A 26,660-nucleotide genomic window follows, 5' to 3' on the forward strand; every position below is an offset into this window, starting at 1 on the left:
GGCCCCATCGCGGGCAAGCCCGGCTCCTACAGGGAATAGCGGTTGCGTCAGAACGCAGGTTTTACGCTGGTACCGAAGTAGCTTTGGGAGAGGTCGTCATAGTCCTTGCTCGCCAACAGTTCCTGGATGGCCTTGTCGAGTTTGGCCTTGAGCTCGGTGTCATCCTTGCGCAGGCCGGCGCCCACACCTTTGCCGAAGATCGGGTCATAAGGCACTGCGCCGAGGTAGGCCAGGTTGCTGGCATCCGGCGTCTGTACGAACGCCGCCATGGCCGTGCCGTCCGCCATCATCAGGTCGATGCGACCGGCAATCAGGTCAGCGTTGGCCGAGTCCTGGGTGTCGTAATACTTAACGTCGGCGATTTTCTCGTAGTAGGTCTTCAGGAAACTGGCGCTGACCGTCGAGTTCTGTACGCCGATGGTCTTGCCCTTGAGGTCATCCGGGTACTTTTTAACGGAAGTGCCCTTCGGACCGACAATCGCGATCACCGAGTCGTAGTAGGCCTTGCTGAAGGCGATCTGTTTTTCGCGTTCTTCGGTCACCGACATCGAGGAAAAAATCACGTCGATCTTCTTCGCCAGCAGCGACGGAATGATCCCGTCCCACGCCACTTCCTTGATCTCGCACTCGGCTTTCATTTCGCTGCACAGCTTGTGGATCAGGTCGACCTCAAAGCCTTTCCATTCACCGTTGGCCTGCTTTTCGGTGTACGGCGGATACGGTTCGGCTGCGACCGCGAACCTGATCGGCTGGGCTTGCGCCGCGCTCATGCCGGCCAGCAACAAGCAGGCCGCGCCTGTAAACCAGTTTGCCAAACGTCGATTTCCCATGATTTTTCCCCGTCTTTTTATGATGTATTAGCGAGTCTGATGCGCGTTGACGAATTGTCGGCAACGTTCACTGCGTGGGTGTACGAACACTTCATCCGGCGAACCGGTTTCCTCGATCAGCCCTTGGTGCAAATAGGCAACTTTGGAAGAGACATCGCGGGCAAAAGCCATCTCATGGGTCACCAGGATCATGGTCCGGCCTTCTTCCGCGAGGGAGCGGATCACCCGCAGCACTTCGCCGACCAGTTCCGGGTCGAGTGCCGAGGTGGGTTCATCGAACAGCATGACCTTGGGCCGCATGGCCAGGGCCCGGGCGATGGCCACCCGTTGTTGCTGTCCCCCGGAGAGAAACGCCGGGTACTCGTTGCGCTTGGCCGCCAGCCCGACGCGTTCCAGCAACGCTTCGGCCCGTTCGGTGGCCTCGGCACGGCTTTCACGCAGGACCTGGGTCGGCGCTTCGATGAGGTTTTCCAGCACCGTGCGATGGGGCCAGAGATTGAAATTCTGAAACACCATGCCCAGGCTCGAACGGATCCGCACCAACTGTTTGGCGTCAGACACCAGCGGCGCGCCGGGACGGTCGTGGTTGAGCTTGATGCTTTCGCCGTCCACCAGAATCCGCCCCTGATCCGGCACTTCGAGCATGTTGATGCAGCGCAGCAAGGTACTTTTGCCCGAGCCGCTGGCGCCGATCAGGGAGATCACATCGCCTTCGCGAGCCGTCAGGGATACGCCTTTGAGCACTTCGATATTGCCGAAGCGTTTGTGCAGGCCATCGACTTCGATCATGGTCTTGGCCGCAACCGGTGCAACGGTTGCCTCACAAGTAACGCGGCTGATTACGGGCCGTGGAGCCTCACCTTTCAACACCAGGACGAAATCGCGAATACGCTGGCAAGCCTGGGCCAGTCGCTCTTCACCCAGGGTGAACGAGAGCCGTACAAAACCTTGCGCGGGTTCGCCAAACGCTGCCGCATCGAGGACCGACACGCGCGCCTCGCGCAGCAGGCGCCAGGCGAACTCAAGCGAGGCCAGCCCGGTGTCGCGCACGTCCACCAGCACGAACATGCCGGCATCGGGATTGAGCACTGAAATGCCCGGGCAATCCGCCAGGCTCGCGACCACCAGATCACGACGACGGCGATAGATCTCGCGCATGCCGTGGGTCACGTCGTCGTGGGCCTGCACCGCTTTGAGCGCCGCCTCCATGACAAACCCCGGCAAGCCATACAGCATGCTCAGCACCAGGGTTTCGGCATGTTCGATCAGGGCGGGGGCGGCGACGATCCAGCCGATGCGCCAACCGGTCATGGCATGAGACTTCGACAGACTGCCAATGACCACGCAGCGTTCGGCCATGCCCGGCAACGCCGCGAGACTGAGGTGTTCGCGTTCGAACGCAAGGCTTTCGTAGACCTCATCGACCACGACCCACAGGTCATGCTCGATGGCGAGATCGGCGATGGCTTGCAGCTCTTCGCGATTGAGCACCACGCCGGTGGGGTTGTTCGGGTTGGAGAAGAAAATTGCCCGGGTGCGCGGGGTAATGGCCTTGGCCAACACAGCGGCATCGAGCCTGAAACCGGAATCCGCCGAGCACGGCACCCGCACCAGCGTCGCACCGGACGCCTTGAGTGTGGCCTCGTACGTCACGTACATCGGGTCCAGGGCAATCACTTCATCGCCTATGTTGAGCAGGCACATCGACGTGATGAACAGCGCGTTCTGCGCCCCGGCCGCGACGATGACATTGGGCGCTGACACCTCACGGTCGAACAGTGGGCTGTAGCGAGCGGCGATGGCTTCGCGCAAGGCCTGGCGCCCGGCGATTTCGGTGTAGTGGGTGTCACCTTCGCGCAGCGCTTCGATGGCGGCATCGGTGATGAAATCGGGCGTGGGGAAGTCCGGATCACCAACACTGAGAATGATCACATCCTCACCACGGCGCTGGGCTTCGAAGGCTGCATTGTGAATATCCCAGGCGGCGACGCCGTCGCCTGAAATCCGCTCAACAAAGGGTGAAAAACGCATGCCAGTGCCTCGTTCGAAATGAAGAAACGCAAGCCCGCGCAACCAGCCGGGGAGGTGGCCACCAACATAGTCGAAGCTGAACAGTCGTTCAACAGAAAAGTCACGAGGCTTCGCGTTCGGCGCAAACAGGTCGTTTTTACGACAGTCGAGGCGTTTTTCAGCAAGGAAACACAAAAGGGTCGCGAGTAGAAACCCCGATGACTTTGCGGGTGTATTACAACCGTTAATGTTTTAAAAAAACGCAAGCACCCCGTCGAAGTTTCAATTAATACAACGGCCCTAAAACAAATAATCCTGCACTTGTAATGCAAGTAATACATCATAAAAAATTGATACTTGGCGCGCCAGCATGAATATCAAAAGCCCTACCCTACCGACCCCACAGGCAGCGAATAACGTGACCCGCATCCCCATAGCAACTATCAAAATTAAAAACAAACCATTCATTCCGAATATTCATAAAAACTTTCGGACGGATTTTGTTTATCTAATATGCTCAACACCACATGCGAACAAGTGATTAGTTATTAACGTGCACCGCTCTTCCCTCGACCACGACTCCAAGTTCGCCTGCCTAAAAAACGCCAGCAAACTCAACATGACAACAAGGAAATGGAAATGAAGATTTTGTGCGTGCATGGCATCGGCCACGAGGAAGCGGACGAGACTTTTGAGCAATCCTGGAAGCGAGCCATTACCAACGCGGTACTGAGCGCGGCGCCGAACGCCGTCATCGAACTGGACTATTTCGAATATGACGCGCGTTTTGCAAACAGCGGCCTCGGCGCGCCGGAAATTGCCGAAGCGACGCTGCGACTCCTGACCAGTTCCGTGATCCACTCGGTTGGCGACGTGTTCCGGCGCGACCGCGGCATCGGGCAATTTCCCGATCGCCTGCGCTGGACGGCCGGCATGGTGGCGCAGTGGACGGCGGACGAGGCGCTGCGGACCACATTGCGTAAAGACCTCGCCAACCGCGTCAACGATTTCCAGCCGGACATCGTCTGCGCCCACAGCCTCGGTACGCTGGTCGCCTACGACACGTTCCGGCGAGATTCGTCACTGATGAGCAATCGTGTGTTGATCACCTTCGGCTCGCAGATTGCCAACCCCGCCGTGCGCGAAACGTTCGGCGGGCGCATTGAAGGCATCGAGACGGCGTACAAGTGGTATCACCTCTACAACGAACACGACCATGTGTTCACCGCACCGCTGTACTTGCGCGATGCAAACTTCACCCAGGTCATGACGCCGTTCGACAAGCCGGGCGACGCGCTCAATCACGATGCGACGTTCTATCTGGGCCACGTCGAAACCCGGTCCAATGTATGGGGGCCCCTGTTGCAGGCAGGCCTTGCCAGAGGATTCGACAAACGCCTGCTTGCTGTCGACAAGTCCCTGGGGCTTGCAGTGCCAAAGGCGCGCACCGCGCGTCGCTCGCGGGACAAGGCCCTGCTGATCGGGATCAACAACTACCCCAACCCTGCGGACCGGCTCGAAGGCTGCGTCAATGACGTGTTTCTGATGAGTTCGCTGCTGCAAGAATCGAACTTCTCGCCGGATGACATCCGCGTGGTGCTCGATGACCGCGCCACCACGGCCGGCATTCGCGATCGCCTGCACTGGCTGCTCGACGATGCTCAGGCGGGTGATCGCCGGGTGCTCTTCTACTCGGGGCACGGTGCGCAGATCCCCAATACCAATGCCGCAGGCGAAGCCGATCGCATCGACGAATGCCTGTGCCCATGGGATTTCGACTGGACACCGCAGCACGCCATCGTCGACAACGACTTTCGCGACCTATACATCCAGCTGCCATATGACACGCAGTTCATTACGATCTTCGATTGCTGCCATTCGGGCGGCATGACGCGCGAAGGCGCACGGCGTGCCCGCGGGTTGACACCGCCGGATGACATCCGCCATCGCGCCCTGCGCTGGGAGGCCAAGTTGCAGATGTGGGTCGAGCGCGACTGGGTCAAACAGGCGCGCAAAAGTGCGCAGCAGGCCGAAGCCGCCAATACCGTGAGCAATCGCAACGGCATTCGCCGAGTCGGACAAGCCATCGCGGAGCGTGGGTACGACGACAAGCTCTACAACAAACGTCGTGCTGTTTATAAGCACAACGGCCCGTTTCTGCCGATCCTGATGTACGCCTGTGGCGAATCCCAATTGTCGTATGAATACCGTCACGGCGTGATTTCGTACGGTGCATTCACTTACGCACTCGCCCAAACGCTGCGCTCATCCAAACAACGGCCAACGTTCAATGCCCTGGTTCGTGCGACGGGCAAGCTCCTGGCCGAACTGGGTTATGACCAGAAACCGGCCATCGTCGGACCCAAGGATTTGCTCGGCAAAGTTGTTCCATAAGCCGTTATTCCCCGGCAACGCTGAAAATCCAACCGGGCGTCTTGAAGGCGCCCGTTTTTTTATGGGTGCGTCAAAATCAAATCTGCTCAAGCGCGCAACTGAGCTAACGTTTGCCAAGGACCTATCACCGGAAACTGACCTCTAATAAAAATAACTGAGGGTCGCGATCAGGCTATGAACATTCTTTACGATGAACGCGTCGACGGCGCTTTGCCCGAGGTCGACAGAGCCGCCCTGCTCCAGGCGCTGCGAGCACGGTTGCCGGATCTGGAAATCCTGCATCAGCAGGAGGAACTCAGACCGTACGAATGCGACGGGCTCTCCGCTTACCGCACCACGCCGCTGCTGGTGGTGCTGCCCCGCCACCTCGACGAAGTCCAGGGCATCCTTCGACTCTGCCATGAACGGCACGTCCCGGTGGTTGCCCGTGGCGCCGGTACGGGGTTGTCCGGCGGTGCATTGCCGCTGGAAAAAGGCGTATTGCTGGTGATGGCGCGCTTCAACAACATCCTGCATATCGACGCCGCCGCCCGCACTGCGCGGGTTCAGCCGGGGGTGCGTAATCTGGCGATTTCCCAGGCGGCCGCGCCCTTCGGCCTGTACTACGCGCCGGACCCGTCCTCGCAGATCGCCTGTTCTATCGGCGGTAATGTCGCCGAAAATGCCGGTGGCGTGCATTGTCTGAAGTACGGTCTGACCGTGCACAACGTGCTCAAGGTCGACATCCTGACCGTCGATGGCGAGCACCTGACGCTGGGCAGCGAAGCACTCGATTCACCGGGCTTCGACCTTCTGGCCCTGTTCACCGGCTCTGAAGGCATGCTCGGGGTGATTACCGAAATCACCGTCAAACTGCTGCCCAAACCGCAAACGGCAAAGGTACTGCTGGCCGCGTTCGATTCCGTCGAAAAGGCCGGTCGCGCAGTGGGCGACATCATTGCGGCCGGGATCATCCCCGGTGGTTTGGAGATGATGGACAACCTGGCCATTCGCGCCGCCGAGGACTTTATCCACGCTGGTTATCCCGTCGACGCCGAAGCCATTTTGCTCTGCGAACTCGATGGCGTTGAGGCCGACGTTTTCGATGACTGCAACCGCGTGCGCCGGGTGCTGGAACAGGCCGGCGCCACCGAAGTCCGCCAGGCCCGTGACGAAGCGGAGCGCGTGCGCTTCTGGGCCGGGCGCAAGAATGCCTTTCCAGCGGTGGGACGCCTCTCACCCGATTATTACTGCATGGACGGGACGATCCCGCGCCGCGAACTGCCCGGCGTGTTGCAGGCGATTGCTGCGCTGTCGGTCGAATATGGCCTGCGGGTCGCCAATGTTTTCCACGCGGGCGACGGCAACATGCATCCGCTGATTCTGTTCGATGCCAACCAGCCCGGCGAGCTGGATCGTGCCGAAGCCCTGGGCGGGAAAATCCTTGAGTTGTGCGTGAAGGTCGGCGGCAGCATTACCGGTGAACACGGTGTGGGCCGCGAGAAAATCAATCAGATGTGCGCGCAGTTCAACAGCGATGAGCTGACACTGTTCCATGCGGTCAAAGCCGCCTTCGATCCGGGCGGCCTGCTCAATCCCGGCAAGAACATCCCCACCCTGCACCGCTGCGCCGAGTTTGGCGCCATGCACGTGCATTCGGGTCAGATGCCCTTCCCTGATCTGGAGCGTTTCTGATGCTTGAACCCTACGATATGGATGATAGCGATGCCCTGCTGGAGCAGGTCAATCAGGCGCTGCAAAACGCCACGCCGTTGCGCATTCAGGGCTCCAACAGCAAGGCGTTTCTTGGGCGCATCGTCGCGGGCGAAGTCCTCGACACACGCACTCATCGAGGCATCGTCAGTTATGACCCGACCGAGCTGGTGATCACCGCCCGTTGCGGTACGCGGTTGTCAGAACTGGCCAACGTCCTGGACGACGCGCAGCAAATGCTGGCGTGCGAACCGCCCTCCTTCGGTGACGACGCCACCGTCGGCGGCATGATTGCCTGCGGATTGTCGGGGCCACGGCGCCCGTGGTCTGGATCGGTCAGGGATTTTGTCCTCGGTACGCGGGTGATCACCGGGCTAGGCAAGCATTTGCGCTTCGGTGGCGAAGTCATGAAGAACGTCGCAGGCTACGACCTCTCGCGCTTGATGGCTGGCAGTTTCGGGGCGCTGGGTGTGGTGACGGAGGTCTCGCTCAAGGTCCTGCCCAAACCACGTCAGTGCCTGAGCATCAGCCTGGAAATGGACAGTGACCGTGCCTTGCTGCTTCTGGCGGAATGGGGCCAACAGCCGCTGCCGATCAGCGCGGCGAGCCACGACGGGCAACGCCTGCACCTGCGGCTGGAAGGCGGCGAAGGCTCGGTGGCGGCGGCCCATGACCGTTTGGGCGGCGAGTTGCTGGACGCGTCGTACTGGGAAGACCTCAATGAACATCGACTGAGTTTTTTCGATGAGGACCAACCCCTTTGGCGCTTGTCCCTGCCTCACAACACGCCTCGGCTTTCCCTGCCCGGTGTGCAACTGATCGATTGGGGCGGCGCCCAGCGCTGGCTCAAATCCGAGGCGCAGGCATCGTTCATTCGCAAGATCGTGAGCGAGGTCGGCGGGCATGTGACCTGTTACAGCCACGGCCTGATCGATAGCCCCTTCCAACCGTTGCCGGCGGCGCTGATGCTGTACCACCGAAACCTCAAGCAGCAGCTCGATCCACGGGGCATCTTCAATCCCGGTCGCCTGTACGCGGAGTGTTGAACCATGCAGACCACACTCAGCGAACACGCCCGCCAACTGCCCCGCGCCGAAGAAGCCGAAAGCATTCTGCGCACGTGCGTGCACTGCGGTTTTTGCAACGCCACTTGCCCGACGTACCAGTTGCTGGGCGATGAACTGGATGGGCCGAGGGGGCGCATCTACCTGATCAAGCAGGTGCTGGAAGGCCACGAGGTCACCAGCAAAACCCAACAGCACCTGGACCGCTGCCTGTCGTGCCGCAACTGCGAAACCACCTGCCCCTCCGGCGTCGATTACCACAACTTGCTCGACATCGGTCGCGCGGTGGTGGATGCAGCCGTACCGCGTTCACTCGAGCAGCGCTTGTTGCGTGAAGGTTTGCGCAGCGTCGTGCCCAATCCCGGACTGTTCAAAGCGCTGGTCAATAGTGGGCAAGTGTTCCGTGCACTGCTGCCAAACACTTTGCAGGCCAAACTGCCGCGCCGTGTGTACCCGGCGAAACCACGACCGACGGTGCGCCACGCCAGGCAGGTATTGATCCTGGAAGGCTGCGTTCAGCCGGGTCTGTCACCCAACACCAATGCCGCCACCGCACGCGTGCTGGACCGGTTGGGCATCAGCGTCATACCGGCCCGCGAGGCCGGTTGCTGCGGCGCCGTCGACTATCACCTCGACGCCCAGGCGGCTGGACTGGACCGCGCCCGTCGCAACATTGATGCGTGGTGGCCGAGCATCGAGAGCGGTGCCGAAGCCATCGTGCAGACCGCCAGCGGTTGCGGTGCATTTATCAAGGACTACGGCCACTTGCTCCGCGCCGACCCGGCCTATGCCGACAAGGCGAAAAAGGTCAGCGCACTGGCCAAGGACCTGGTCGAAGTGCTGCGCGATGAACCGCTGGAAACACTCGGCATCCACAGCGATCAGCGCCTGGCGTTCCACTGCCCCTGCACCTTGCAGCACGCGCAAAAACTCGGTGGCGCGGTGGAGGCTCTGCTGACGAGCCTGGGGTTCAACCTCACGCCCGTGCCCGACAGCCACCTGTGCTGCGGCTCGGCGGGCACCTATTCGCTGACCCAACCCGAACTGTCCCGACAACTGCGCGATAACAAACTCAATGCGCTGGAAAGCGGGCACCCCGAAGTCATTGTTACCGCCAATATCGGTTGTCAGACCCATCTCGACGGTGCCGGTCGAACCCCCGTCCGGCACTGGATCGAACTGGTTGAAGCCGCTCTGCCCTGACCACGCAATGGAGAATCGCCATGAACAGCAAAGCCGTACTGAGCCAGATCGAGGTCAGCCAGATCCTCACCGCCGCCCGCACCGAAGCACAGAACAATCAATGGGCCGTGACCATCGTTGTTGTCGATGACGGCGGGCATCCCCTGGCGCTCGAACGCCTCGACGGTTGCGCGGCCATCAGCGCCTACATTGCCACCGAAAAAGCCCGCACCTCGGCGTTGGGCCGGCGCGAATCCAAGGGTTACGAAGAGATGGTCAACGGTGGGCGCTACGCCTTTTTATCAGCGCCGCTACTGACGTCACTTGAAGGGGGCGTGCCAATCATTGTCGGTGGGCAAGTGATTGGCGCGGTCGGCGTGTCCGGCGTCAAGGCCGAGCAGGATGCACAAGTGGCCAGGGCCGGCGCGCAATGCCTGAAGTGACACCTTCAACGAAGCAGTCTGTAGCAGCTGGCGAAGCCTGCGTTCGGCTGCGAAGCAGTCTGTAGCAGCTGGCGAAGCCTGCGTTCGGCTGCGAAGCAGTCGTGAAATCCTACGATGCTGTGTTTCAGGAGCTCCGCGCGTACAGAATTTACGACTGCTACGCAGCCGAACGCAGGCTTCGCCAGCTGCTACATGCTCGGGCGTTGTTATTTACGCGCCAACTTAAACCGCACGCATTCTTCATAGAAACTCTGCCGCACAGCAGCAGGCGTGTAGCGCGAAGGGCTGTCGTAGGTTTGCTCGGTAATGCCCATCGCCATCATGCGCATCCACGATTTGTTGAATTTATAAACCTGAATCTTCTGGCGCGCGGCATACAGCGACACCCCGGACAGCTTGAGTTCCTGCGCCCTCGCCGCCGTTCCTGCCCCCCAGTCGCACATATACCGGTCATTGGGCATCAATTCCCTGGCCTGGACAGCGCCGGCAGTGCTTGCCAGGGCAAACGAGATCATCGTGACAGCTACGTTGCGCACTTGCATTAGCCCTAACCACCTGAAAATAAAGTGATTTTGGCGATAGTTTTGCGCTTGCGGGGCCAGCAAATTGCCTTATTTGATCAAACAACAGTAAACGGGCTCAGGATCAGCCCTGAGCCCGATAACGCATCCTCAGCGCAGCGCCGCCCTCATCTCATTCACCCGCTCGTTCCAGGTGAAGTGATAGACGTTGGCAGGCGGCTCGGGATGACAGGTTCCGTTGTCCGCATCGGCGCCCACAATCGACCACTGCGCGCGCGAGGTCTCGCCCAGCTCACGGGCGGTCTGGGCATTGAAACACTTGCCCAGCTCCTCGTCGGGGACCAGTGCAAACGCCTTGGGGTGATCGCGCAACCATTGGGCCGCTTGCTCGACCGAGGAACCGGCCATGCCGAAATGCACAATCGGTTGCCGGGCGTATAACCAGTGACCCTCACGCCAGTTGACCAACACCAGCTCCGCGCCACCGGTCATTGTCGCGGCCTGTTCCATGATCGCGTTATGCGGGTTGGCACCGTCCCTGACCGGTTCGATGAACCCTCGGGCGAACCACAGTGCAAACCAGATCACGGCCACCGCCTGGAACACCTGCCGACCGCGCGGGCGCTGGCTGAACCAGCGTTTGAGCAACCAGGGAATCAGCGGCGCCGCCACCAGCACCAGCCCGGGCAGCGCCGGATAGATGTACAACTTGCGCTTGCCGCTGCTGATGCAGAAAAACAGCACCACCAGCATGACCCAGCCCAGCAGCACCAACACGCGACCATCATGCTTGCGCAACTGCCGACGCCACGCGGGCACCAGCCACGGCAACGCAAGCACCAGCGGCAGCCAATATTGCGGGATCACATAAACGAAGAAATACCAGAACGGTTCGCGATGGTCCCAGGCCGCGGCATATCGCCCTGCGGTCTGACGCAGCAGTATTTCCTTGGCATAGGCGATTTCTTCAGCACCACCGTTGAGCACGATGGACAACGCCAGGGGCAGCAACCAGATCGCCGTGGCACCCAATATCACCGCCAACCCCAGCCACCACTTGCGCGCCTCGCCCGGCATCGCCACCACGCCGGACCAGTCTTTGCGCACGGCATAGGCATAGGGAATCAACATCAATGCCGGGACGAACCCGACGCCTTTGGTGATCACGCCCACGCCCATGGCGGCGCAGCCCAGGTAAAACCAGCGCCAGGCCGGGCCGAGCAACAGGTGCCGCGTCAGGCCGTACAAGCCGACCGAGGTGAACAGCACCAGAAAGCTGTCGATCTGACCGGTCTGCAGAATGCTGTAAGTCTGATACGTGGCCAGGTACAACAGCGCCGCGATCCGGCCAATACGCTGATTCCACAAACGGCGGCCCAGATCGTAGACCACCGCGGTAACAGTCACGCCCGACAACAGGCCCGGAATATACAGGGCAATGGCCGGTTTCCCGGTCAACCAACTGAAAAACGCCACGGTCCACATGAAAATCGGTGGCTTGTCGCCGTAAATCTCTGCCGCCCGGTGCGGAATGAGCCACGAACTGTTGTGCAACATCTCCAGAGCAACGCCCAGGAATCGTTCCTCGTCGACATTCTGCGGCTGACGCAGCCCCAATCCGGCGCCGATCAACAGCAGCGCCAGCAACATCAGGCCCAGGCATTCAACACCGGGCGATAGCGATCTACGCATGACTCATTCCTTCACCAGTTTGCTTTTGGCAATCAGCTGCAAATTGCGCAGATAAACAATCGAGCCAAACGCCTGACCGACAATGAACACCGGGTCCTGGCGGTAAATGGCGTAGGCCAGTAGCAATGCACTGCCGATGATGCTCAAGTACCAGAACGCCACGGGAATCACGCTGCGCTTCTGGTACTCGCTGTACAACCATTGCAAGACAAAACGACCGGTGAAGGCGATCTGGCCAATGAAACCGACCGCCAGCCACAGGGTTTCGCGGGAGAAACTCATCCTTCGATCTCCAGTGCCTTGGTATTGAGGCGCGTGCGCTTGATCAGCCACCAGACACCGACCAGATCCAGAATGCCCACCAGCGCGCGGTCAAGGTTGCCGTACTTGGACACCCCGGCCGTACGGGGACGATGGTTGACCGGGTGGACGATCATTCGGCCGTTGTGACGCTGGATCAGCGCCGGCAGGAATCGATGCATATGGTCGAAGTACGGCAAGCGCAAAAACGCTGCGCGCTCGATCAGCTTCAGCCCGCAACCGGTGTCCGGCGTGGCGTCGTTGAGCATGCGCCGGCGCAGACCATTGGCGAAACGCGACGCCCAGCGTTTACTCGCGGTGTCGCGGCGGTTGACCCGGTGACCGGCCACCAGTTGAACGTCGACCGGACCATGACCGCCACGCACCAGTTGCAACATGCCGGGGATATCCGCCGGGTCGTTTTGACCGTCGCCATCGAGCGTCGCCAGCCACTGCCCGCGAGCCGCGAGCGCGGCATGGTAAAGCGAGGTGCTTTGGCCCAGCGAACGCTCATGACACAGAATGCGCAGCGTGCTCAGGCCGCCGTTTTTGATCTGTTGCAGTTCGTGCAAGGTGGCGTCGGTACTGCCATCGTCGACCACAATGATTTCGTACGCTTCATCCGCCAACGCGGCGCGCACTTCCTCAATCAAGGGCTTGAGGTTGTTGGATTCGTTCTTTGCCGGAATCAGTACCGATACAAAAATATCTTGGCTCACAGGGTTCGCCCGCCGCTATTGGTTGACATCAAGGGTGAACGCTTCATAGCTGATAGAAGTGGCGATACCACTTCACAAATTCCGCCACACCGGTTTCAACCGCTACTTGCGGGCGGAAATCGACCCAGTCCGCCAGCACCGACACATCGGCCCAGGTCTTGATCACATCGCCCGCCTGTAGCGGTAAGTAATTGCGCCGGGCCTTGATGCCCAGCACGTTTTCCAGACAGTCGACGAACGCCAGCAACGGCACGGGTTCGCCCCGGCCGATATTGAAGATTCGGTTGGCGGCTTCGCCGTCATTGCCCTGTACCGGCGGTTTTGTCCGCAGGCGCGCAATGCTTTCAACGATGTCATCGACATACGTGAAATCGCGGGCCATCTCGCCGTAGTTATAGATATCGATCGGCTCGTCATTGAGGATCGCCTTGGTGAACTTGAACAAGGCCATGTCCGGCCGGCCCCACGGCCCGTAAACGGTGAAAAAGCGCAGGCCGCTGGTACGAATTCCGTAGAGATGGCTATAGCTGTGCGCGAGCATCTCATTGGCGCGTTTGCTGGCGGCATACAGCGAAACCGGGTGATCGACGGCGTCTTCGACGCTGAACGGCATTTTGCTGTTAGTGCCGTACACCGAACTGCTCGACGCATAGATCAAATGCTCCGGGCGATGGTGCCGACAGGCTTCCAATACATTCAGAAAACCCACCAGGTTCGATTGCGCATAAATGTCCGGGTTGTCCAGCGAATAGCGAACACCCGCCTGCGCTGCCAAATGCACGACCTCGGTGAAAGCATGCTCTTTGAACAACGTCATCAAGGCCGGTTTATCGACAATATCGAGTCGCTGGAAACGAAAACCCCGCAAGGACTCCAACTCTTTGAGCCGTGCCCTTTTGAGCTCTACGCTGTAGTAGTCGTTGAGGTTGTCGATACCGATCACTTCAAGACCTTGCTGACACAAACGCTTAACAGTGTGATAACCAATAAAACCGGCAGCTCCGGTAACCAGAACAGTCATAGCACCTCATTATTTTTCGAGACCCGCTTCAACTTCATCCCCTGCACCATTGATAAGTCATTGAGGCCCGTGACATCGTTGACACGAAGCCACCGTTACCCTGCCTGTCCAATGGTGAAATCTTGTTACATATTTATTTAAATTGTATGAAGACGACAAGGGTGCGCAGTCGCGTTTTGACGGTACTGATAAGCCTTGTCATTTGCGGCATGGCCAGTGCCGAACAAAAGCCTGCGAACATGATGTATTTGCGCACCATCGACCCGAGCATAGAACAGGATATGCGTTATGCCGGTGCTCACAACTTCACCGGGCACCGGCTCGACGGTTACGACGCTGCCGAATGCCTGTTGTCCGTGGACACCGCCAAGGCCCTCGCCCGGGTCCAGGCGGCCTTGCGCCTGCAGGGCTACGGTTTGAAGGTATTCGATTGCTATCGACCCAGCCGCGCCGTCGCCGACATGGGCCGCTTCGCGACAGAACCGGGCGACCCACGCAAGGCCGAGTTCTATCCACGGGTGGACAAACAGGACTTCTGGCGCCTGGGCTATGTGGCGCGGGTGTCGGGGCACTCCAGAGGCTCGACCGTGGACCTGACACTGACCGGTCCGAACGCCTTGCCCGCCGACCAATGGACGCCATTGGCCGCGCCCATCGATTGCACGGCCCCCTATGAACAGCGCTGGCATGACGGCGCACTCGACATGGGCACCGGGTTCGATTGCTTCGATGAACGCGCGCACACTGCCAACCCTTCGATCAATGCCACCGCAAAAGAAAACCGTCAGCGCCTGAGCAGCGCCATGGAGAAAGAAGGGTTTAGCGGGTATTCGAAGGAATGGTGGCACTTCACGTTCGGTGGCGAAGGCGCGCCAAAGGACGTGATGGACTTCCCGATTACACCCATCAGCACCCGCGACGCGATCGCTGCCAGTGGCCAGTTGATTGTGGTTACCAGCAAAAACTGGGATGACATCCAGGGCACCGCACAGCGCTATGAGCGCGACGGCACCTCCTTTCGAAAAGTTGGGGATGCGTTTCCAGTGATGGTGGGTAAAAACGGCATGGGTTGGGGCAAGGGACTTGCCAGCGTTGACGCCGGTGAAGGCCCGGTCAAACGCGAAGGCGACGGAAAGGCACCGGCCGGGGTCTTCAAACTCGGAACGGCATTCGGTTACGACACCACGGCCGACACCCACTTACCGTACCTCTCGCTGACACCGAGCACCGAATGCGTGGATGACGGCCAGTCCAGACGCTACAACGAACTGGTCGACGGCGCGGAGATTGCCAAGGACTGGAGCAGTTCTGAGCACATGCGCAACGAGCCAGGTTACCGCCAAGGCATTTTCATCGAACACAACACCCCGGCCAATGCGGGCTCGGGCTCGTGCATTTTCTTCCATATCTGGCGCGGCCCGACCTCGCCGACGCTGGGCTGCACGGCCATGGATCAGGGAGATATTGCCGCGCTGCTCAAATGGCTGGACCCTCGCGAGTCACCGTTGCTGGTGCAAATGCCACTGGCGCAATACGAGCGGTTTCAAGAGGGCTGGAATTTGCCGTGACGTTGGTGGCGCTTGGGTTGGATCAACTGGAAAGGTACTGTTACCAAAGCTCGCCAACCGCCAAAACAAAGGAGCTGAATAAGCGGAGCGTCGTGTACAGAACAGCCCAATCAAAAGTCAGGGATATTCCTGCCGGGCATGCAAAACGGTCACGATCTCAATTCGATCCGTCACTCTATAGACCACCAGATAAATGGGGTGCACAACAATTTCCCGTGTACCGGGCACACGGCCAAATCGATAAAGGTAGGGATGTTGAGGAAGTGCTGAGGTAGCAACTTCAATAGCTTGGTACAACTCACTAGCCGCTACAAGGTGACGGTCGCCAATATAATCCAGAATTTGCCAGAGTTCAGCCCGAGCCTCGGGCCGCCACTCAACCAGCATCGCGCTTGTTGCGCTTGGATTCGATCAAGGCTCGCATATCAGCCATCACCTGATCGTGTGGGACATTCGGGCGTGGATCATCGAGCGAGGCTTGCACTTTGGCACGAAACCAATGGTCGTAGCTGGCAGCCTGCTCTTCAGTTTCAAACTCTGAAACGATGGGGGAAAGTTCGGCGCTCATAGTGACCTCCGGATTTGATGTTTAGCAGTCTAATCGGTAAGTGGCTTGCTGTCGTCGCTGGCAAGATGAAGGGCGTTCATGCCTGCTACCGACAGTCCGCTCACTCCTTCCTGATTGCAGCGACCACGCTACCCGCCTCGCTTCCGAGCGCCAAGCCTAAAACCCTGTGGGATATTTCTTCGATTATTTGAAAGCAGTCGCACGTCTTACGGTGCCTGTTTTATGACGCGCGGTTGCCGCCCCAGCCACTTTCGTAAGGCCCGGCTCCTTCTCAACCCTGCTTCAAATCAAGGCAATACGTGTAATACCCCCCGTCACGCACATACCCCAACGACTCATACAAACGCTGTGCACCAAGATTGTCGGTGGCCGTTTCCAGCACCATGCCCTTGGCACCGCTCAACACCGCAAATTCGCGAGCGGTGTTCATCAGCAACGTCCCGACCCCTCGCCCTCGGGCCTGGGGGCTGGTGAACAGGTCGCTGAGCAACCATGTGCGGTGGGCGTCGATGGAGGAAAAGGTGGGGTACAACTGCACAAAACCCAGCGCGTCCCCCGTGGCATCTTCGGCGAGGAAAATCACCGATTCGTCCCGGGCGATGCGCTCGGCGATGAATTCGCGCGATTGCGTCAGGTTCGAGGGCTGGCCGTAAAAGCCTCGGTAGGCGTCGAAAAGGCGTGCCACCTTGTCGAGGTGGGTGGCGTCGACACGAAGGGCTTGTACGACCATGTTGAGGCTCCTCAGCGAGGCATTACTTGGGCTGCGCAACCTTGCGCAAGTAAGGCTTGATGGTTTTGAAGCCATCGGGGTATTTCTTGCGTGCGTCTTCATCGGACACCGACGTGGGGATGATCACGTCTTCACCCGGACGCCAGTTCACTGGAGTCGCGACGGTGTGTTTGGCGTTCAGTTGCAGGGAATCCAGCAGACGCAGTACTTCATCGAAGTTTCGCCCGGCACTCATTGGGTAGATCAGCATGGCCTTGACCTTTTTGTCCGGGCCGATGATGAACACAGAACGCACGGTGGCGTTGTCTACGGCGGTGCGGGCGCCGCCGCTGGCATTCGGATGGATCATGTCGTAGAGCTTCGCCACGACCAGGTTTTCGTCACCGATCATCGGGTAGTTGACGGCGTGCCCCTGGGTTTCTTCGATGTCTTTGGCCCAGCTTGCATGATTGCTGACCGGGTCGACGCTGAGTCCGACGATCTTGGTGTTGCGCTTGTCGAACTCCGGTTTGAGCCCTGCCATGTAGCCCAGTTCAGTGGTGCATACCGGGGTGAAGTCCTTCGGATGGGAAAACAGAATGGCCCATTTGTCGCCAATCCATTCGTGGAAGTTCAGCGTGCCTTCGGTACTTTCGACGGTAAAGTCCGGTGCCTCGTCGCCAATGCGGATTGCCATGTTCGTTCTCCTTACTGTGGGGTCGTAGGGAAAACCGTCGGAATGGGGGACGTCTCCAACGGCATTCAGGATCGGTGTTGAACCTGCCAACGCGGATCAGTATAGGAGACGCTTCAAGACACGGCAGTGACCGCCGCACTGGATCAATAAGCCTTTGATTTCATAAGAGCAAAACCAATCAGGTCGCCCGACCGGCGACCTGATTCCTGTCGAACACATCAAACCCGGACGTTGCGTCCCGGCAGCGTCGACCGCTGGCTGTTTTCCCAATCCTGCACAAGGCCGACGGGCGCATCGGAGGCCGGCAGCATGGTGCGTCCGCGCACCAGATCGCTGGCCCGCTCGGCGAGCATGATGGTCGGTGCATTGAGATTGCCGTTCGGTTCGGTCGGGAACACCGACGAGTCGATCACGCGCAACCCGGCGATGCCATGCACCCGCAGCTCGGAATCCACCACCGCCATGTCGTCCTCGCCCATGCGGCACGAGCCGCAGGGGTGGTAGGTGCTTTCGAGGTTGTCGCGCACGAAGGCATCCAGGTCTTCATCGCTGGTCACCTGTGCGCCCGGTGCGATTTCGCCATCGCGGAAACGGTCCATCGCTTTCTGGCCGATAATCTCCCGGGTCAGCCGGATGCAGCGGCGGAAGCCCTCGCGGTCCTCTTCCCGTTGCAGGTAGTTGAACTGAATCTGCGGATGCTCATACGGGTCGGCTGAAACCGCGCGCACATATCCGCGGCTCTTGGGTTTGTTCGGCCCGGTGAGCACCATGAAGCCATGGCCCTTGATCGGTTTATTGCCGTCGTAGCGCATCGCAGCAGGCAGGAAGTGGAACTGAATGTCCGGCCAGCGCAACCCCTTGTCCGAGCGAATGAAACCACCCGCCTCGAAATGGTTGGTGGCGCCGAGCCCGTCCTTGAACAGCAGCCAGCGCAAACCGATCATCAACTTGCTCAGCGGGTCCATTTTGCTGTTGAGGGTCACCGGTTCCTTGCAACCGAACTGGATGTACACCTCGGCGTGATCCTGCAGGTTCTCCCCTACTCCCGGCAGGTCATGACGCACGCCAATCCCGGCTTTGCGCAGGACCTCGGCCGGGCCGATCCCGGAGCGTTGCAGCAGGTGCGGCGAACCGATCGGGCCGGACGCGATCAGCACTTCGCGGTTGCAAAAAACCTTATGAGTCTGGCCTTGGTGGTCATACATCACGCCAACGGCGCGCTTGCCTTCAAGGAGGATCTGACGGGTCATCGCGTGGGTGATCACGGTCAGGTTCGGACGGCCCATCGCCGGGCGCAAATAGGCGTTGGCGGTAGAGCAGCGCACGCCGTTTTTCACGGTCATGTGCATGGCGCCAAACCCTTCCTGCATGTAGCCGTTGCAGTCGTCGGTCTTGATGTAACCCGCTTCCGCGCCGGCTTCGACCCACGCCCCGTACAGCGGGTTTTTCATGTGGTTGCCGTTGGTGGTGTGCAACGGCCCGGTTTGCCCACGGTAGCTGTCGCCACCCTCCTCGTAATGTTCTGCCCGTTTGAAGTACGGCAGGCAATTGCGGTAGCCCCAGCCCTGTGCGCCGAGCGATTCCCACTCGTCAAAGTCATAGGCGTGGCCACGGATATAGACCAGGCCGTTGATCGAAGAGGAGCCGCCCAACACCTTGCCGCGCGGGCAGTGAATGCGCCGGCCGTTGAGGAACGGCTCCGGCTCGGTTTCGTAGCGCCAGTTGTATTTCTTGGTGTTCATCGGAATCGAAAACGCGCTGGGCATCTGGATCACCACACTGCGATCACTACCACCGAATTCCAGGACCAGAACCGAGGTGTCCGGGTCTTCGCTCAAGCGGTTGGCCAACACACAACCCGCCGAGCCTGCGCCAATGATGATGTAGTCGTAATTTTGCGTAGCCATGGTTATCTCCCGGCTGTCGATTCGTTGAATACCGGCGTCGAACGTTGGGTCAGCGAATCGCCAGTGGTGTATTGAGGAGAGGTTTTCTCGATGTGCTGGATAACGGCTTCTTCACGCTTGAGGTCGATCGAGCGGCTGAACCAGTAGTAAACCAGGCCCGATACGATCAGCCCGACCAGCCAGGCGATGTCGATGCTGCCCAGCGCCTTGGCGAGCGGGCCGACATAGACCTCACGCTGCTCAACGCCGTCGTAGATGTAGAAGAACGGGATCATCGAGATAAAACCGATGGCATACGCGGCGATGCCACGCAGGCCCCAGCTGCCGTAGATATTGCCGTGGGGCATGAAGAAGTGCGGGATGGCATAGCGGCCTTTGCGCACGAAGAAATAGTCGGTGAGGTTGACCGAGGTCCAGGGCACCAGGAAGTACAGCATCACCACCAGGTAGATCCCCAGCACCGACAAGCCTTTGCCCGAACTCTGGATGCTCAGGGCCACGCCCAGTTGCAGCAGGATCACAAAACCGATCGCCAGGATCCGCGCCTTGCGCGTCGGCTCGATGTGCTTGATGGAGTCGACGCAGGTCAGCGTGGTCAGTTTCGCGCTGTAGATGTTCATCGCAATCACCGGCAGGAACGCCAGAATCGTGATCACCACCACCGCCGTACCGATCAGCGGTGAAACGGTGTTGCCGACTTGTCCAAGGGCCACCAGCACATCGGTGGAGTGCAGGTGATCGGCCAGCCAGCCACCGACGGAAATCATCCACGCACCGGACAACGACGCGCCCAGGAACACCACCGCAATCAGCTTGCCGCTGGAGGTGTTTTTCGGCAGGTAACGCGAATAGTCGGAGACGTAAGGCGCGTAGGCGATGTTGTAACTGGCCGCCGCCGCGAACTGGGCGATGAAACCGGTCCAGTTGAAGCCCAACGGAGCAGGCGCCACCTCACCGGCGGCGAGCACTGGCATCGCCGCATCAGGCACCCAACCCATCATCACCGCCAGCGTGACCAGCCCGTACAGCGGAATCGACAAGTACAACGCCCATTTGAAACTGCGGTGCATCCAGTCATGACCGAGGATGGCCAGGACCGCCGCCGGTATCGTCACCGCCACCGCGATCACGGCGGGGTTGAAACCGAAAAGCGTGTGCAGGCCCTGCATCATCAACACCAGGTTGACGATGTTGAACCCGGCAAATACAAACAGCGTCGCCAGCAGGACCAGAATCACCCCGCGATAGCCGAACTGCGCGCGCGACTGGATCATTTGTGGCAGGCCCAGGTGCGGACCTTGCGAACCGTGAAACGCCATGAACAGCGTGCCGAACATGATGCCCAGCGTGCCGGCGAGTGTGGTCCAGAGCGCGGTCAGGCCGACGCTTGGGCCCACGAAGCCGATGGTCATGGTGAAGAAGGTGAAGTTGCCGAGGAACCAGAACGGGCCTTGACTGGACAGTTTGTCGGTGCGTTCGTGTTCCGGGATGAAGTCGATCGAATGGCTTTCGACGATCGGTTTGTCATCGAGAAGCGACACGCTAGGAGCGGCTTTGGCGTCAGTGTTCATGATGGACTCTTATTGTTGGAAGATCATGACGGAATAACTGCATTCTTTCGGGTGAACGACGCCCGGGCGCATCCTTGCCGTTCCCTGTTGTTGAAGATGCCGCGAACCGTGTAGCAGCTGCCGAAGGCGGCGTCCGGCGGCGCAGCCGTCGTAAACCCGATGACCAAGGCTTACCAGACACACCACCCTCACTGGTTTTACGACGGCTGCGCCGCCGGACGCAGGCTTCGCCAGCTGCTACGGATTGCGTTGCGGCTGAACCGACAGAAAGACGTCAGCCGTGACTCAGGGCAGCGTGATCCAGACGGCCTTGGTTTCGAGCAGGTAATCGAGCTGCTCGGCGCCCAGGTCCTTGCCGAATCCGGACTGCTTGTAGCCACCGAACGGCATCGACGGGTCGAGGGTGCCGTGGGCATTGACGTAGACCGAACCGGCCTTCAACCGTGGGATCAGGCTGTGCACCTTGCCCAGGTCATTGGAATAGAGTGCTGCGGCCAGGCCGTACACCGAGTCATTGGCCAAGGCCAGCGCCTCTTCCTCATCGTCGAACGGTGCGGTGACCAGCACCGGGCCAAAGATCTCTTCCTGGACAATGCGCATGTCGTTGCGGCAATGGGCGAAGATGGTCGGCTCGACGAAGAAGCCCGGGCCATCGACGGGCTGGCCACCGTAGACCAGTTCGGCACCTTCCTGCTTGCCGGTTTCGATGTACTCGGTCACGCGCTGTTTTTGCAGCGCCGACACCAGCGGACCGATGAAGCAGTCAGGGTCCAGGCCCGGTGCGATTTTCAACGTGCGGGTATAGGCGATCAGTTCACGCAGGAATTCGTCGTAGACACTGCTATGAATATAGGCCCGTGTACCGGCGTCGCATACCTGCCCGGAGTTGAAAAACACGCCGTTGGCGACCGCTTGAGCGGCGGCCGGGATGTCGGCGTCGGCGCAGACGATGACCGGCGATTTACCACCGAGTTCGAGCGTCAGGCGCTTCATGTCTTCCAGCGCTGCGCGGCCGACAGTCTGGCCGACCGGGGTCGAGCCGGTGAAGGTCAGTTTGTCGATGCCAGGGTGCGTGGCCATGGCGGCGCCGACCACGCTGCCGCGCCCGGACACGATGTTGATGACGCCATCCGGGATGCCGGCTTCCTGTACCAGTTCGGCAAAACGCAGGGCCGACAGCGAGGTCAGCTCGGCGGGTTTGACCACCACGGTGCAACCGGTCGCCAGGGCGGAGCCGAGCTTCCAGGCCATGGTTTGCAACGGGAAGTTCCATGGCACGATAGCGCCGACCACACCCACCGGTTCTTTGCGCGTATAGGCCAGGTAATTGCCGGGCAGCGAGGGCTCGACGGTGCGCCCGTGAAGCTTGGTCGCCCAACCGGCGAAATAACGCAGGGTGTCGACTGTGCCCTGGATATCGACGTCTTTGGCAAACGCTACGGACTTGCCCATGTCGATCGATTCGATTTGCGCCAGCTCCTCCGCGTTCTGTTCAATCAGGTCAGCCAGGCGCTGGATCAGCCGTTCGCGTTCGGCCGGTTTGGCCTGGCGCCAGGCGCCGCCGTCAAACTGCGCGCGAGCCGCTTGCACGGCGCGGTCCAGGTCATCGGTGGTGCCCATCGGAATGCGCGTGATCAGGCCTTCGGTCGACGGCTCGATGACATCGGACGTCTGCCCGTCGCTGGCCTCGACAAAAGCACCGCCGATGAACATTTTCTGCACCTTGCTGAGGAAGGTCTGGGTCGCTTCGGAGACGCCAAATTTCTGCAGGTACTGCTTAACGATCGTGTCCATTTTTATTCTCTCTGCCCGGCAGTGAGGTCCTGCCGGGTCACTGTGGTTCGAGGATCGATCCGTGCCGTCAGGCCGGAGTGGCTTCGCCTTCGGCCGCACGCACCTTGGCCCGCTCGTGGAAGATGAAACCGATGCTGTTGAGCAGCAGTTGCGCGGCGAGAATCGAAGTCATGCCGCTCGGGTCATACACCGGTGCAACCTCCACCAGGTCCATGCCGACGATGTTGCCCTTGCTGCGCTTGGCCAGGGCCTGGATGATTTCCAGCACTTCGTAGTAGAGGAAGCCGCCGTGACTTGGCGTGCCAGTGCCCGGGGCGATGGACGGGTCAAAACCGTCGATATCGATGGTGATGTAGTAATTGATGTTCTGCGGGATCAACGCCAGCACACCCTCGACGCCGAGGCGACGTACATCACGTACCGAGAGAATCTTCGAACCCGCCTCGTGGGCCGCTTCGTAGTCATCGCGGTTTGAGGACGACACGTTGCGGATGCCCATCTGGGTCATGCCGACGATGTGGTTCATTTCCGAGGCGCGGCGCAGCGGGTTGCCGTGGCCGTAGCGCACACCGTGGCGTTCATCGACGAAGTCCAGGTGCGCATCGAAGTGGATGATGTGGATCGGGCCACGGCCCTCGAACGCCTTGATCACCGGCGCGTGCACCGAGTGATCGCCGCCGAGCACCACCGGCATGACACCGGCATCGAGAATCTTGCGCACGGCGTATTCGGTGTTCTTGTTACTGGTGACCATGTCGGTGTGCACGATATCGGCGTCGCCGACATCGACCATGCGCACGTCGGCGGCGGTCAGGTACATCACGTCGTCTTCGTGGTCATAGGCGCCGGCATGGCCGAAGGAAAACAGCGTCGATGCTTCGCGAATCCCGCGTGGTCCGAAGCGTGCGCCGGAGCGCCATTGGGTGCCCATGTCGTTGGGCACGCCGAGCACCGCGACGTCGGCATCCAGCGCGTCCCAATCGGTGCACACCGGGGATTTGCCAAAGGTGCAATGACCCACGAATGGCAGGTTCAGGCGACCGGATTCATAACCGTTATTCGACATTTCAAGCCTCTCCACTTTTTGTTATCGGCTGGGCGGACTGCAAGGCGACCGCCGTTGGAATGACTATGGGCGCAGGTTTTCGTGGAAAAAATGCTAAACATCAGATACTCATATCGGCATTACCGATGCATCCACACGCGGGAGATCCAACGTGATTCAACTGCACGATGTCGATCTGAAATTACTCAGGGTGTTTGCCACGATTGTCAGGTGCGGCGGCTTTTCCGCAGCGCAAGCGGCGTTGAACGCCGGCCAGTCAACCATCAGCGAACAGATGACTCATCTGGAGACCCGACTGGGGGTCAAACTCTGTCAGCGCGGGCGCAGCGGCTTTCGCTTGACCGAGCAAGGCGTGGCCATTCATGAAGCCACCCAGCGCCTGCTGTCGGCGGTGGAAAATTTCTGCATGGACGCCGACGTGCTCAAGCAGCACATCAGCGGCAAACTCAACCTGGGGATCATCGACACCACCATCACCGACCCCGATTCGCCGCTGCCGCGCACCACTCAGCGCTTTGTGTCCCGGGGGCACGACGTGCACCTCAACGTGTACGTGGGCACCCCCGCCGAACTCGAAGAACGCGTACTCGACGGCCGGTTGCACCTGGCCATCGGGCACTTCCCGATCCACGTTCCAGGCCTGCTGCACACACCGCTGTATCAGGAAGCGTTGGGGTTGTATTGCGGGCGGCGGCATCCGCTGTATGGCAGTAAGGCCGAAGGTGATGAACTGCTCGAAGAAATCGCCGCGAGCCGGATTGTCGTGCGCGGCTACATGCAGCAATACGACCTTGAACACCTGGGCGTCAGCAAAGCCGCGGCCACCGTCGACAACATCGAGGCGCTCGCCATTTTGCTGATCTCCGGGGCATATCTGGGGTTTCTTCCGGCACACTTCGCTGGCCAGTGGATCAAGACCGGGGAGATGCATCAACTGGCGCCGAACAGCTTGCAATTGATGTCGCCGTTCGACGTGATTACCCGACGCGGCACCGCGCCGCCGCCGATCCTCCAGGCGTTCCTCGAAGACCTGGCCGCGTGCTCGCGTAAAACCGGCAATGGCTGATCTGCGCTCGCCACAGGTCAACACTGCCCGGCATACTCATTGACGCCACCACCCCGTTCGCCACCCTTGCAGGCCCGTTATGCGCATCCACGTCACCTTCATCGACCGCGTCGGCATCACCCAGGAAGTACTGGCCCTGCTCGGTGGGCGCCGGTTCAATCTGGACGCCGTCGAGATGGTGCCACCGAACGTTTACATCGATGCACCGACCCTCGGCGTCGATGTTCTGGAAGAGCTGCGCGAGGCGTTTCTCGGCGTACAAGGTGTGCAAGCGGTGACGATGGTCGACATCCTTCCGGGGCAACGCCGAAGCTTGCAACTCGATGCCTTGCTGGCGGCCAGCACCGACGCGGTATTGGCGGTGGATGACCGCGGTTTTGTATTGCTGGCCAACCCGGCGCTGATCGCTTTGTGTGGTCGCGAACCGGCCGGTGAATCGCTGACCGCGTTGTTCGATGATCCGTCGCTGCAACAGACGCTGATCGAACACCACTTCCGCCTGCCCATGCACGAGGTCAGCCTGGGCGGGCAGACGTTGCTGCTGGACGCCATGCCGATCACCGATGCCGGCGCCCTGCTGACGCTGTATCACCCGAACCGCATCGGCGAACGCCTGTCGGCGCTGCACCATGACCATGCCGAAGGGTTCGATGCGCTGCTGGGCGAATCCCCGGCGATTCGCACGCTCAAGGCCCGAGCCCAACGCGTGGCCACGCTCGACGCGCCGCTGTTGATCCAGGGTGAAACCGGCACCGGCAAAGAGCTGGTGGCCCGCGCTTGCCATGCAATCAGCACGCGGCGCGATTCACCGTTTTTGGCGTTGAACTGCGCAGCCCTCCCGGAAAGCCTCGCCGAAAGCGAACTGTTCGGCTACGCCGCCGGGGCCTTCACCGGCGCCCAGCGTGGCGGCAAACTCGGCCTGCTGGAACTGGCAGACCAAGGCACAGTGTTCCTCGACGAAGTCGGTGAAATGTCGCCCTACCTGCAAGCCAAGTTGCTGCGTTTTTTGAGCGATGGCTGCTTCCGTCGGGTCGGTGGCGATCGCGAGGTCAAGGTCAACGTTCGGGTGCTGAGCGCCACCCACCGCGACCTGGAAAAAATGGTCGCTGAAGGTCACTTTCGAGAGGACCTGTTCTACCGTCTCAATGTCCTCAACCTGCAAGTGCCGCCGCTGCGTGAGCGCGGCCACGACATCCTGTTGATGGCCAACCACTTCATGCAGCAGGCCTGCGCACAGATCCAGCGTCCGGTGTGCCGTTTGGCCCCAAGCACCTTTCCTGCCCTGCTCGGCAACCGCTGGCCGGGTAACGTTCGGCAGCTGCAAAACGTGATTTTCCGGGCGGCGGCGATTTGCGAAAACCCGCTGGTGGACATCGACGATCTGGACATTGCCAGAACCGCTGTAGAGCGGCAAAACGACGGTGAAGTGGGCAGCCTCGAAGCTGCCGTCGAAGGCTTTGAAAAGCACCTGCTGGAACAGCTTTACCGCAGTTATCCCTCCAGCCGCTTGCTGGCGGCGCGGCTGCAAACGTCACACAGCGCCATCGCCATTCGCCTGCGCAAGTACGGCATTCCCACCAAGCCCTGAGCCCTGCCCCAAACAACACAAGGACCCTGTGGGAGCGGGCTTGCCCGCGATAGCGGTGTGACATTCAGCATTGATGTTGACTGACACTCCCTCATCGCAGGCAAGCCCGCTCCCACAGGGATTTGTAGTCGTCTTGAAATCGCTACAGCGTATCGAATTCAAGACAACCTTCTGCGACCCCATTTTTTCCTGCCCTGCTCGTTGCCCTCCTCTTGTCCGTATTGATTTCAATACAGGAAAACCCTATTGGCACTTTCA

The 26,660-nt window shown here is 60.1% G+C and carries 23 protein-coding genes; 8 read left to right on the forward strand and 15 right to left on the reverse strand.

Annotated elements, in window-relative coordinates; translation table 11 throughout:
• Nucleotides 1-47: 47 nt before the first annotated feature.
• Both C7534_RS19410 and C7534_RS33120 read right to left on the reverse strand, forming a co-directional pair.
• Complete coding sequence (locus tag C7534_RS19410; RefSeq protein WP_109786718.1) at nt 48-830, reverse strand: transporter substrate-binding domain-containing protein; 783 nt, start codon at nt 828-830, stop codon at nt 48-50.
• Nucleotides 831-857: 27 nt separating this feature from the next.
• Complete coding sequence (locus C7534_RS33120; protein ID WP_109786719.1) at nt 858-2,861, reverse strand: aminotransferase class I/II-fold pyridoxal phosphate-dependent enzyme; 2,004 nt, start codon at nt 2,859-2,861, stop codon at nt 858-860.
• Between the two features lie 618 nt (nt 2,862-3,479).
• On the opposite strand from C7534_RS33120, the gene C7534_RS19420 reads away from it, so the two are divergent.
• The 5 genes from C7534_RS19420 to C7534_RS19440 all read left to right on the forward strand — a co-directional run bounded on the left by C7534_RS19420 (nt 3,480) and on the right by C7534_RS19440 (nt 9,615).
• Nucleotides 3,480-5,234, forward strand: a complete 1,755-nt coding sequence (locus C7534_RS19420; protein ID WP_158283927.1) for a caspase family protein — start codon at nt 3,480-3,482, stop codon at nt 5,232-5,234.
• Between the two features lie 174 nt (nt 5,235-5,408).
• Nucleotides 5,409-6,908, forward strand: a complete 1,500-nt coding sequence (gene glcD / locus C7534_RS19425) for a glycolate oxidase subunit GlcD (RefSeq protein WP_109786721.1) — start codon at nt 5,409-5,411, stop codon at nt 6,906-6,908.
• Nucleotides 6,908-7,972: a glycolate oxidase subunit GlcE gene (gene glcE / locus C7534_RS19430; protein WP_109786722.1), complete on the forward strand. Its 1,065-nt coding sequence runs from the start codon at nt 6,908-6,910 to the stop codon at nt 7,970-7,972. The genes glcD and glcE overlap by 1 nt, the downstream gene beginning before the upstream one ends.
• Nucleotides 7,973-7,975: 3 nt before the next feature.
• On the forward strand, nt 7,976-9,193 hold the full coding sequence (gene glcF, locus C7534_RS19435; protein ID WP_109786723.1) for a glycolate oxidase subunit GlcF: 1,218 nt from the start codon (nt 7,976-7,978) through the stop codon (nt 9,191-9,193).
• A 20-nt stretch (nt 9,194-9,213) separates the two neighbouring features.
• Nucleotides 9,214-9,615, forward strand: coding sequence for a heme-binding protein (locus C7534_RS19440; RefSeq protein ID WP_109786724.1), 402 nt, complete (start codon nt 9,214-9,216; stop codon nt 9,613-9,615).
• A 206-nt stretch (nt 9,616-9,821) separates the two neighbouring features.
• On the opposite strand, the gene C7534_RS19445 is transcribed toward C7534_RS19440, so the two are convergent.
• The 5 genes from C7534_RS19445 to C7534_RS19465 form a co-directional block, all read right to left on the reverse strand.
• Nucleotides 9,822-10,151, reverse strand: a complete 330-nt coding sequence (locus tag C7534_RS19445; RefSeq protein WP_046030600.1) for a hypothetical protein — start codon at nt 10,149-10,151, stop codon at nt 9,822-9,824.
• A gap of 135 nt (nt 10,152-10,286) precedes the next feature.
• Nucleotides 10,287-11,828 (reverse strand): ArnT family glycosyltransferase, encoded by a 1,542-nt coding sequence (locus tag C7534_RS19450; RefSeq protein WP_109786725.1) that lies wholly within the window; start codon nt 11,826-11,828, stop codon nt 10,287-10,289.
• Between the two features lie 3 nt (nt 11,829-11,831).
• Nucleotides 11,832-12,110: a lipid-A-disaccharide synthase N-terminal domain-containing protein gene (locus tag C7534_RS19455; protein ID WP_046030454.1), complete on the reverse strand. Its 279-nt coding sequence runs from the start codon at nt 12,108-12,110 to the stop codon at nt 11,832-11,834.
• Complete coding sequence (locus tag C7534_RS19460; protein WP_109786726.1) at nt 12,107-12,847, reverse strand: glycosyltransferase family 2 protein; 741 nt, start codon at nt 12,845-12,847, stop codon at nt 12,107-12,109. Before C7534_RS19460 ends, C7534_RS19455 begins: the two co-directional genes overlap by 4 nt.
• 43 nt (nt 12,848-12,890) lie before the next feature.
• Complete coding sequence (locus tag C7534_RS19465; protein ID WP_109786727.1) at nt 12,891-13,868, reverse strand: NAD-dependent epimerase; 978 nt, start codon at nt 13,866-13,868, stop codon at nt 12,891-12,893.
• A 209-nt stretch (nt 13,869-14,077) separates the two neighbouring features.
• On the opposite strand from C7534_RS19465, the gene C7534_RS19470 reads away from it, so the two are divergent.
• Nucleotides 14,078-15,436 carry a M15 family metallopeptidase gene (locus C7534_RS19470; protein WP_256594785.1) on the forward strand — a complete coding sequence of 453 codons (1,359 nt, stop codon included), beginning with the start codon at nt 14,078-14,080 and terminating at the stop codon, nt 15,434-15,436.
• A 117-nt stretch (nt 15,437-15,553) separates the two neighbouring features.
• Here C7534_RS19470 and C7534_RS19475 read toward each other — a convergent pair whose 3' ends face one another.
• From C7534_RS19475 to speB, 8 genes are all read right to left on the reverse strand, one after another.
• Nucleotides 15,554-15,823 carry a type II toxin-antitoxin system RelE/ParE family toxin gene (locus C7534_RS19475; RefSeq protein WP_109786729.1) on the reverse strand — a complete coding sequence of 90 codons (270 nt, stop codon included), beginning with the start codon at nt 15,821-15,823 and terminating at the stop codon, nt 15,554-15,556.
• A complete protein-coding gene (gene relB, locus C7534_RS19480) occupies nt 15,813-16,004 on the reverse strand; it encodes a type II toxin-antitoxin system RelB family antitoxin (RefSeq protein WP_046030461.1) in 192 nt (63 codons plus the stop codon). The genes C7534_RS19475 and relB overlap by 11 nt, the downstream gene beginning before the upstream one ends.
• Before the next feature lie 271 nt (nt 16,005-16,275).
• On the reverse strand, nt 16,276-16,734 hold the full coding sequence (locus C7534_RS19485) for a GNAT family N-acetyltransferase (RefSeq protein WP_109786730.1): 459 nt from the start codon (nt 16,732-16,734) through the stop codon (nt 16,276-16,278).
• Between the two features lie 22 nt (nt 16,735-16,756).
• The gene (locus C7534_RS19490) at nt 16,757-17,410 is read right to left on the reverse strand and encodes a peroxiredoxin (protein ID WP_109786731.1); all 654 of its coding nucleotides are present in this window, start codon (nt 17,408-17,410) and stop codon (nt 16,757-16,759) included.
• Between the two features lie 218 nt (nt 17,411-17,628).
• Nucleotides 17,629-19,317 (reverse strand): choline dehydrogenase, encoded by a 1,689-nt coding sequence (gene betA, locus C7534_RS19495; RefSeq protein ID WP_109786732.1) that lies wholly within the window; start codon nt 19,315-19,317, stop codon nt 17,629-17,631.
• Nucleotides 19,318-19,319: 2 nt separating this feature from the next.
• Entirely contained in the window at nt 19,320-20,888 is a 1,569-nt protein-coding gene (locus C7534_RS19500) for a purine-cytosine permease family protein (protein ID WP_046030468.1), read from the reverse strand.
• Nucleotides 20,889-21,173: 285 nt separating this feature from the next.
• Nucleotides 21,174-22,682, reverse strand: coding sequence for an aldehyde dehydrogenase family protein (locus C7534_RS19505; protein ID WP_109786733.1), 1,509 nt, complete (start codon nt 22,680-22,682; stop codon nt 21,174-21,176).
• Between the two features lie 67 nt (nt 22,683-22,749).
• Complete coding sequence (gene speB, locus C7534_RS19510) at nt 22,750-23,748, reverse strand: agmatinase (protein WP_046030470.1); 999 nt, start codon at nt 23,746-23,748, stop codon at nt 22,750-22,752.
• 151 nt (nt 23,749-23,899) lie between these two features.
• Here speB and C7534_RS19515 point away from each other — a divergent pair, with 151 nt between their 5' ends.
• Entirely contained in the window at nt 23,900-24,814 is a 915-nt protein-coding gene (locus C7534_RS19515; RefSeq protein WP_109786734.1) for a LysR family transcriptional regulator, read from the forward strand.
• A gap of 79 nt (nt 24,815-24,893) precedes the next feature.
• Nucleotides 24,894-26,402 carry a sigma-54-dependent transcriptional regulator gene (locus C7534_RS19520; protein ID WP_109786735.1) on the forward strand — a complete coding sequence of 503 codons (1,509 nt, stop codon included), beginning with the start codon at nt 24,894-24,896 and terminating at the stop codon, nt 26,400-26,402.
• Nucleotides 26,403-26,660 lie beyond the last annotated feature (258 nt).

Origin of the sequence: Pseudomonas sp. OV226 (assembly GCF_003148705.1) — a bacterium.
In the GTDB taxonomy this organism is placed as follows: Bacteria; Pseudomonadota; Gammaproteobacteria; order Pseudomonadales; family Pseudomonadaceae; genus Aquipseudomonas.

Bases quoted from the DNA above. Each gene is read 5' to 3' on its own strand.
- C7534_RS19410 (WP_109786718.1), bottom strand. From the start codon at position 830: ATGGGAAATCGACGTTTGGCAAACTGGTTTACAGGCGCGGCCTGCTTG.
- C7534_RS33120 (WP_109786719.1), bottom strand. From the start codon at position 2,861: ATGCGTTTTTCACCCTTTGTTGAGCGGATTTCAGGCGACGGCGTCGCC.
- C7534_RS19420 (WP_158283927.1), top strand. From the start codon at position 3,480: ATGAAGATTTTGTGCGTGCATGGCATCGGCCACGAGGAAGCGGACGAG.
- glcD (WP_109786721.1), top strand. From the start codon at position 5,409: ATGAACATTCTTTACGATGAACGCGTCGACGGCGCTTTGCCCGAGGTC.
- glcE (WP_109786722.1), top strand. From the start codon at position 6,908: ATGCTTGAACCCTACGATATGGATGATAGCGATGCCCTGCTGGAGCAG.
- glcF (WP_109786723.1), top strand. From the start codon at position 7,976: ATGCAGACCACACTCAGCGAACACGCCCGCCAACTGCCCCGCGCCGAA.
- C7534_RS19440 (WP_109786724.1), top strand. From the start codon at position 9,214: ATGAACAGCAAAGCCGTACTGAGCCAGATCGAGGTCAGCCAGATCCTC.
- C7534_RS19450 (WP_109786725.1), bottom strand. From the start codon at position 11,828: ATGCGTAGATCGCTATCGCCCGGTGTTGAATGCCTGGGCCTGATGTTG.
- C7534_RS19455 (WP_046030454.1), bottom strand. From the start codon at position 12,110: ATGAGTTTCTCCCGCGAAACCCTGTGGCTGGCGGTCGGTTTCATTGGC.
- C7534_RS19465 (WP_109786727.1), bottom strand. From the start codon at position 13,868: ATGACTGTTCTGGTTACCGGAGCTGCCGGTTTTATTGGTTATCACACT.
- C7534_RS19470 (WP_256594785.1), top strand. From the start codon at position 14,078: ATGGCCAGTGCCGAACAAAAGCCTGCGAACATGATGTATTTGCGCACC.
- C7534_RS19475 (WP_109786729.1), bottom strand. From the start codon at position 15,823: ATGCTGGTTGAGTGGCGGCCCGAGGCTCGGGCTGAACTCTGGCAAATT.
- relB (WP_046030461.1), bottom strand. From the start codon at position 16,004: ATGAGCGCCGAACTTTCCCCCATCGTTTCAGAGTTTGAAACTGAAGAG.
- C7534_RS19485 (WP_109786730.1), bottom strand. From the start codon at position 16,734: ATGGTCGTACAAGCCCTTCGTGTCGACGCCACCCACCTCGACAAGGTG.
- C7534_RS19490 (WP_109786731.1), bottom strand. From the start codon at position 17,410: ATGGCAATCCGCATTGGCGACGAGGCACCGGACTTTACCGTCGAAAGT.
- betA (WP_109786732.1), bottom strand. From the start codon at position 19,317: ATGGCTACGCAAAATTACGACTACATCATCATTGGCGCAGGCTCGGCG.
- C7534_RS19500 (WP_046030468.1), bottom strand. From the start codon at position 20,888: ATGAACACTGACGCCAAAGCCGCTCCTAGCGTGTCGCTTCTCGATGAC.
- C7534_RS19505 (WP_109786733.1), bottom strand. From the start codon at position 22,682: ATGGACACGATCGTTAAGCAGTACCTGCAGAAATTTGGCGTCTCCGAA.
- speB (WP_046030470.1), bottom strand. From the start codon at position 23,748: ATGTCGAATAACGGTTATGAATCCGGTCGCCTGAACCTGCCATTCGTG.
- C7534_RS19520 (WP_109786735.1), top strand. From the start codon at position 24,894: ATGCGCATCCACGTCACCTTCATCGACCGCGTCGGCATCACCCAGGAA.